Origin of the sequence: Paenibacillus mucilaginosus 3016, from assembly GCF_000250655.1 — a bacterium.
GTDB lineage: Bacteria > Bacillota > Bacilli > Paenibacillales > NBRC-103111 > Paenibacillus_G > Paenibacillus_G mucilaginosus.
On record NC_016935.1, the window covers coordinates 689,001 to 695,000 of the forward strand.

At 55.8% G+C, this 6,000-nt stretch carries 9 protein-coding genes (1 of these 9 cut by a window edge); 5 read left to right on the forward strand and 4 right to left on the reverse strand.

The features are described from left to right. Positions 1-2: 2 nt before the first annotated feature. The 3 genes from PM3016_RS03110 (at position 3) to PM3016_RS03120 (ending at position 2,770) form a co-directional block, all read left to right on the forward strand. Positions 3-1,358 carry a glucose-6-phosphate isomerase gene (locus PM3016_RS03110; RefSeq protein WP_013914431.1) on the forward strand — a complete coding sequence of 452 codons (1,356 nt, stop codon included), beginning with the start codon at positions 3-5 and terminating at the stop codon, positions 1,356-1,358. Between the two features lie 123 nt (positions 1,359-1,481). Continuing rightward, complete coding sequence (locus PM3016_RS03115; RefSeq protein WP_014368393.1) at positions 1,482-2,120, forward strand: YigZ family protein; 639 nt, start codon at positions 1,482-1,484, stop codon at positions 2,118-2,120. A 62-nt stretch (positions 2,121-2,182) separates the two neighbouring features. Then, positions 2,183-2,770: a TetR/AcrR family transcriptional regulator gene (locus tag PM3016_RS03120; protein ID WP_013914433.1), complete on the forward strand. Its 588-nt coding sequence runs from the start codon at positions 2,183-2,185 to the stop codon at positions 2,768-2,770. A gap of 61 nt (positions 2,771-2,831) precedes the next feature. Here PM3016_RS03120 and PM3016_RS03125 read toward each other — a convergent pair whose 3' ends face one another. Continuing rightward, entirely contained in the window at positions 2,832-3,233 is a 402-nt protein-coding gene (locus PM3016_RS03125) for a secondary thiamine-phosphate synthase enzyme YjbQ (RefSeq protein ID WP_013914434.1), read from the reverse strand. 147 nt (positions 3,234-3,380) lie between these two features. On the opposite strand from PM3016_RS03125, the gene PM3016_RS03130 reads away from it, so the two are divergent. Then, positions 3,381-3,602, forward strand: coding sequence for a DUF1128 domain-containing protein (locus tag PM3016_RS03130; protein ID WP_013914435.1), 222 nt, complete (start codon positions 3,381-3,383; stop codon positions 3,600-3,602). Positions 3,603-3,749: 147 nt separating this feature from the next. Beyond that, positions 3,750-4,043 carry an eL33 family ribosomal protein gene (locus tag PM3016_RS03135; protein WP_014368394.1) on the forward strand — a complete coding sequence of 98 codons (294 nt, stop codon included), beginning with the start codon at positions 3,750-3,752 and terminating at the stop codon, positions 4,041-4,043. A 96-nt stretch (positions 4,044-4,139) separates the two neighbouring features. On the opposite strand, the gene cydS is transcribed toward PM3016_RS03135, so the two are convergent. The 3 genes in view from cydS to PM3016_RS03145 are tightly spaced (at most 5 nt apart) and all read right to left on the reverse strand, a layout consistent with a single transcriptional unit that may run on beyond the window. Beyond that, on the reverse strand, positions 4,140-4,253 hold the full coding sequence (gene cydS / locus PM3016_RS41270; protein ID WP_013914437.1) for a cytochrome bd oxidase small subunit CydS family protein: 114 nt from the start codon (positions 4,251-4,253) through the stop codon (positions 4,140-4,142). Between the two features lie 5 nt (positions 4,254-4,258). Then, entirely contained in the window at positions 4,259-5,287 is a 1,029-nt protein-coding gene (locus PM3016_RS03140; RefSeq protein ID WP_014368395.1) for a cytochrome d ubiquinol oxidase subunit II, read from the reverse strand. Then, positions 5,284-6,000 carry the 3' portion of a cytochrome ubiquinol oxidase subunit I gene (locus PM3016_RS03145; RefSeq protein WP_014368396.1) on the reverse strand. The gene runs 636 nt beyond the window's last position, so 717 of the gene's 1,353 nt are visible here — the last part of the coding sequence; its start codon lies beyond the right edge, outside the window; the stop codon is at positions 5,284-5,286. The genes PM3016_RS03140 and PM3016_RS03145 overlap by 4 nt, the downstream gene beginning before the upstream one ends.

The window sequence follows — 6,000 nt, forward strand, 5'->3', positions numbered from 1 at the left end:
TCATGACAGCCAAGCTTCGTTTTGACTACAGCAAGGCGCTGGGCTTCATCCAGCAGCATGAAGTGGATTACTTGGAGGGGGCCGTAGCTCTCGCGCACGAACAGCTGCACAACAAGAGCGGCGCAGGCAGCGACTATCTCGGATGGATCGATTTGCCCGCTGATTATGATAAAGAGGAGTTTGCCCGCATCCAGCAGGCGGCACAGCGCATCCAGTCGGATTCCGACGCGCTGGTCGTCATCGGGATCGGCGGCTCTTACCTCGGCGCCCGCGCGGCGATCGAGATGCTGTCCCACAGCTTTTACAACCTGCTGCCTAAGGGCCAGCGCAAGACGCCTGAAGTATACTTCGTCGGCCAGAACATCTCGTCGACCTACGTTACACACCTGCTTCAGCTGCTCGAGGGCAAGGATATCTCCGTGAACGTGATCTCGAAGTCCGGTACGACGACCGAGCCGGCCATCGCATTCCGTATTTTCCGCGAGCTGCTCGAGAAGAAGTACGGCAAGGAAGGCGCGCGCAAGCGGATCTACGCAACGACCGACAAGGCGAAGGGCGCGCTGAAGAAGCTGGCGACCGAGGAAGGGTACGAGTCCTTCGTGATTCCGGACGATGTAGGCGGACGCTACTCCGTTCTGACGGCGGTAGGCCTGCTGCCGATCGCAACGGCCGGCGTCGACATCGAAGCCATGATGCGCGGCGCGGCGGATGCGCGTGAAGTGTACTCGAATCCGAGCCTGAAGGAGAACGAAGCTTACCAATACGCCGCTGTGCGCAACGCTCTGTACCGCAAAGGCAAGTCGACCGAGATCCTCGTGAACTACGAGCCGTCCCTTCACTTCGTATCGGAGTGGTGGAAGCAGCTGTTCGGCGAGAGTGAGGGCAAGGACAACAAGGGCATCTACCCTTCCTCCGTTGACTTCTCCACCGACCTGCACTCCATGGGCCAGTTCATCCAGGAAGGCTCCCGCAACCTGTTCGAGACCGTGATTCAAGTGGAGCAGGTGAACGAGCAGATCACGATCGGCACCGACAGCCAGGATCTGGACGGGCTGAACTTCCTGAGCGGCAAGACGATGGACTTCGTCAACCGCAAGGCATTCGAAGGCACCATGCTCGCCCACACGGACGGCGGCGTGCCTAACCTGATCGTGACCCTGCCGGATATGACACCGTACACCTTCGGTTATATGGTTTACTTCTTTGAAAAAGCCTGCGGCATCAGCGGCTACCTGCTGGGCGTCAATCCGTTCGACCAACCGGGTGTAGAGGCATATAAGAAGAACATGTTCGCGCTGCTCGGCAAGCCGGGCTACGAGAAGGAAAAAGCGGAGCTTGAAGCCCGTTTGAATAAGTAAGAGTTTTTAGAAAGCCGTCCCCGGCTGCAAAAGAAGCGGTTCATCCTCACGGATGGCTGCTTTTTTTGAAAGGGGGCGCAGCGGCTAAGGCAGCAATGGATTGAAGGAGGGCGGCAGCGCCTCATGTTACCCCAGTATCGGACGGTCCGGGCCTTTGGCACCGCCGAGATCGTCATCAAGAAATCCCGTTTCATCGGCTTTGCGAAGCCGGTAACGACCGAAGAGGAAGCGGTTGCGTTCATCGAAGGAATCAAGAAAGAGCATTGGAACGCTACGCATAACTGCTCCGCCTATATGATCGGGGAGCGGGATGAGATCCAGAAGGCTTCGGACGACGGTGAACCGAGCGGGACAGCAGGCAAACCGATTCTGGAAATCATCAAGAACCAGGGACTCAAGAATGTCGTCGTCGTCGTCACCCGCTATTTCGGCGGGATTATGCTTGGAGCCGGCGGTCTGATCCGGGCTTATACGGACGGGGCAGTGGCAGGGCTTGCCGCGGCGGAGCAGGTGTACCAGGTGCTTCACCGGGAGATTCGGGTGGAGATCGACTACACATGGCTCGGCAAGGTGGAGAATGAGCTGCGCGGCCGGGGGACGCTCCTGGGGGAGACCGCATTCGCGGACAAAGTGACGCTGCTTTGTTTGCCGAAGGAGACGGAAGCCGATGCCTTCATCGCTTGGATGACTGATTTGACCCAGGGTCAAGGTGTAATTTTGCAGGGTGAATCCCGATACGTAGAGCATGCCGAGCTTTCCTGAGGGAAGCCTCGGCGGCTTCATGTAATAGATGCTTTGGATTACGCAGCAGGAGGAGTGAGGATGTGGCAAGAAAAGCGGTAGCACAGGAGCTGAGCCGTGAGCGGATTTTGGAGGAAGCGCGGCATCTGTTCGTACAACACGGCTATTATGCTTTAACGATGCGAAGCATCGCCAAGTCGATGGGGTACAGTCATGGGGCGTTATATTACCATTTCAGGGAGAAGGCGGAGCTGTTCTACGCCCTGGTGGTCGAGGACTTTCAAATGCTGCTTGAGCGCCAGAAGGAGATGATCAGGCGGACACGGCTCGGCGATATGGCGCAGCTGGAGAAGCTGATGCTCGAGTTCATCAAGTTCGGGCTGGAGAATCCGAACCACTATGAGATCATGTTCATGATCAAGGATCCGGAGCTGCAGCGGTATTCCAGAACGGAACAGGCGCAGTGCCTCGAACTCTTCGCTACGGTGGTACGGTCGGTAGTAGCCAAGCAGGAGGGCGGCGAGAAGAAAATGTACAGCCTGCCTTGGAGCCTGTTCATGTCTCTGCACGGTTTTATCTCTTATAACATCCACTTCAATCAAACGTATGCCGACGTCAAGCGGCTGGCCGAACAACATGTCCAATATTTGTGCGAGGGGCTGCAAGGATAGCATCCTGCCGAAATCTGCATCCTAAGATTCTTTGCAGCCCCTGACTTTAATACGGTAAAGCTTAACCGCGTACAAACTTTACCATGACATTTCGTTCCCGCGGTCCATCGAATTCGCACAGATAGATACCCTGCCATCTACCAAGGACCAGACGGGAGCCCGCGATAAGGACGGTCTGGGAAGAGCCGACGGTCATCGCCTTCAGGTGGGAAGCTGTATTCCCTTCCGCATGCCGGTATTTGGGATGCTCCCATGGGTACACCTCATCCAGACGCATCAGCACGTCATGGCGTACGTCCGGGTCGGCATTCTCCTGGATGGTGATGCCGGCGGTCGTGTGCGGGCAATACACAACAGCAAGGCCATCCTCGATCTGAACTTTTTTGAGCAGGTCGTGCACTTCACGGGTAATATCAATCATGGAATCGCGTTCACGGGTCTGGAACTGCAGCGTATGTATCATAGGGGAACCTCCTTGTTGGGTTGGATACGGGTTGGATACGGGATGGTGGCCGTGCTCTCATTATATTACACGGAGCACCCTCCTACAAAACATGGTACAATAGGAATAAGCAGCTCATATTGCCCGACCGAAAGGATGAAGAACCACGTGAACCTGGCAGTGAATACCCTTGAGAATACGGAATTTATGATTGAGGAGATCAAGAAGAAGCTGCGGATGGCTTCCGGCGCCGCCCTCAAAGCGTCTCAGCTCAATGACTCGCAGTATGAAGATCTTCGTGACATCTACGAGATGGTAGCCGGCAAGAGCCAGTTCAGCATCTCGGAGATCGAAGCGATTACGACAGAGCTCGGCAAGCTTCGCCGCTAAGCTCAGGAACTTGCGAGTGAGACAGCGGCACAACTTGACGCATTACGGACAAAGGTACAGGCAGAGCTTCCCCGCCTACCATAGGATGTAGGGTAACAGACAGCAGGGTCCGGCTTGCTGTACCTAAATCTCTTGGAGGTGTGCAGGATGCACAAAGCGGTCCGTAAGCAAGATGCTGCCAAGCTGATCGGCAAGGAGATCGTTGCCGTGCGTAAAGACGGTACAGTGGTCCGCGGCAAACTGGTGCGTGTCAGCGGCACCCAAATTTTCCTCTCCCCGCGTAAGGGCAAGCAGGTAAAGACATCGGCGATCATTCCCTTGGTCCTGTTTGATTTGCTGGCAATCGGTACGGCCCCCTATGCTTATGGTCCATACGGCTACGGCGGCGGGTATCCCGGTGCATACGGCTACGGCCCTTATGGCGGCGGCTGGTTCTGGTAAGCAGCGCTCTAAAGTAACAGCAAACCCCCATGTTCTCCATCGGATGGTTCCGTGGAGCATGGGGGTTTTTCCTTTTCACCCTGCTGCAGGGGAGGGTCACAGCTCTTGTGGCTCGTCGTCTTCCTTGTTCCGGCCGTTCCACAAGAACAAGAAGACCAGGGAGGCGGCAACGACAAGAGGGGGAGCATAGAAGATAAGAAATTCGTCCATGGTCGTCATCCTTTCTTGGGGGCGCCGGTGCCCTGCACATAATTGGCATCGAACAGGAACAGCCGCATCAGCAGCCACAGCGACGGTATGAGTACGAATAAACCTGCGATAAACGCGGCAATCAGTGCCCCCGCCATCGTTTCATTCGTGAAGCCCTCGTAGATGTTGATATAAGGGTAGAGGACATAAGGCAGATGGGCGGCGCCATAACCATAGAAGGCAAAGGCGAACTGCAGCATCACGAACAGGAAGGCCGTGCCGTAACGTCGCCGTTTCCACACGCAATAGACCGCCACCAGGAAACAGAGAAACGAGGCGGCGAACATCCAGTACAGCTCGAGCATTCCCAGGAAGTGCTGCGGGTTCTGGGTCCGGATACCCAGAAACACCAGGAATGAGCTTAGGATCGTCGGAGCGCTCCAAAAGAGCGCATAGCCCCGGACGACCTCGAGCGCCGTCTCATCTTTGGCTCTGGCTGCATAGTAGGTAAGGAACATGGCCGAGATATAGAGCACCGAGACTACGGCAAGCAGCACGACACTCCAGGAGTAGGGGCTGGCGAGCAGCCGGTTCCATAGGAATAGCACCTGACTGTTTCGCTCCTCAATATACCCGCCTTCCGAGATGGTGAGCACCGTAGAGAGCGAAGCGGGAATGAGCAGGCCCGTGGCTCCATACAGCAGCATGTAGCCCCGGTTTTCCTTGCTGCCATAGGTCGAGAAAGCGTAATAAGAGCCGCGGATGGCGAGCAGAATAATGGCGACACTGCCCGGAATGAGCAGAGCCGTACCATAATAGTAAGCTGTCTCCGGGAAGAACCCCACAATCCCGACGACGAAAAAAATCAGGAACACATTCGTCACTTCCCATACGGGAGAGAGATACCGCTGTATAATTTTGTGGATTTTATTCTTTTGGCCGGTGAGCACACTGTAATAGCTGAAGAATCCGGCACCGAAATCGACCGAAGCTACGATGAGGTAGCCGTACAGGAAGGTCCACAACACCATGATCCCAAGGAGCTCGTAAGTCATGAACGCCGCCCTCCTTTTTCGATCCCGAGCGAGATCATTTCCTGGATGACATCATAGTTGCGGAAAAGCTTGCTGAGTACGCGCACCACCGTTACTCCGAGCACCAGATACAGCAGGCAGAACAGCAGCAGCATGGTATCCACATGGGAGGAAGTTGTGGCCGCATCGGCCACCTTCATATACCCCCTGAGAATCCACGGCTGCCGGCCTACTTCAGCGAAGAACCAACCGAGCTCGATGGTAATCATCGCAAGCGGTCCGGCCGCGACAATGGCTGCGAGGAGCCACTTCGGGACGAGTTCCCGGCCGCGGTGCTTCCTGCTGCGAAGAAGATACAAGAAGCCGACCAGGGCCAAGTACATCCCGAACGCCACCTTTAGGTTAAACAGGTAATGGATGTACAGCGGCGGCCTCTCGTCCTCAGGGAATTCGTTCAGTCCGATGACCTCTCCGTCAGGTGTTCCGTGAGCTAGAATGCTTAAGCCGTAGGGGATCGAGATTCTATATTTGATCTCGTTATTTTGACCGAGTACGCCTCCAAGAACGAGAGGGGCCTCCCGTTCCGTTTCAAAATGCCATTCGGCCGCCGCAAGTTTCTCCGGCTGGTACTTGGCCAGGAATTTCCCTGATAAGTCGCCGATTGCCGCGGTTGCCAGCGAGAACACGAAAGCCGCCGTGACGGTAAGCTTGAGCGCCTTTTTATAATAGGCGTG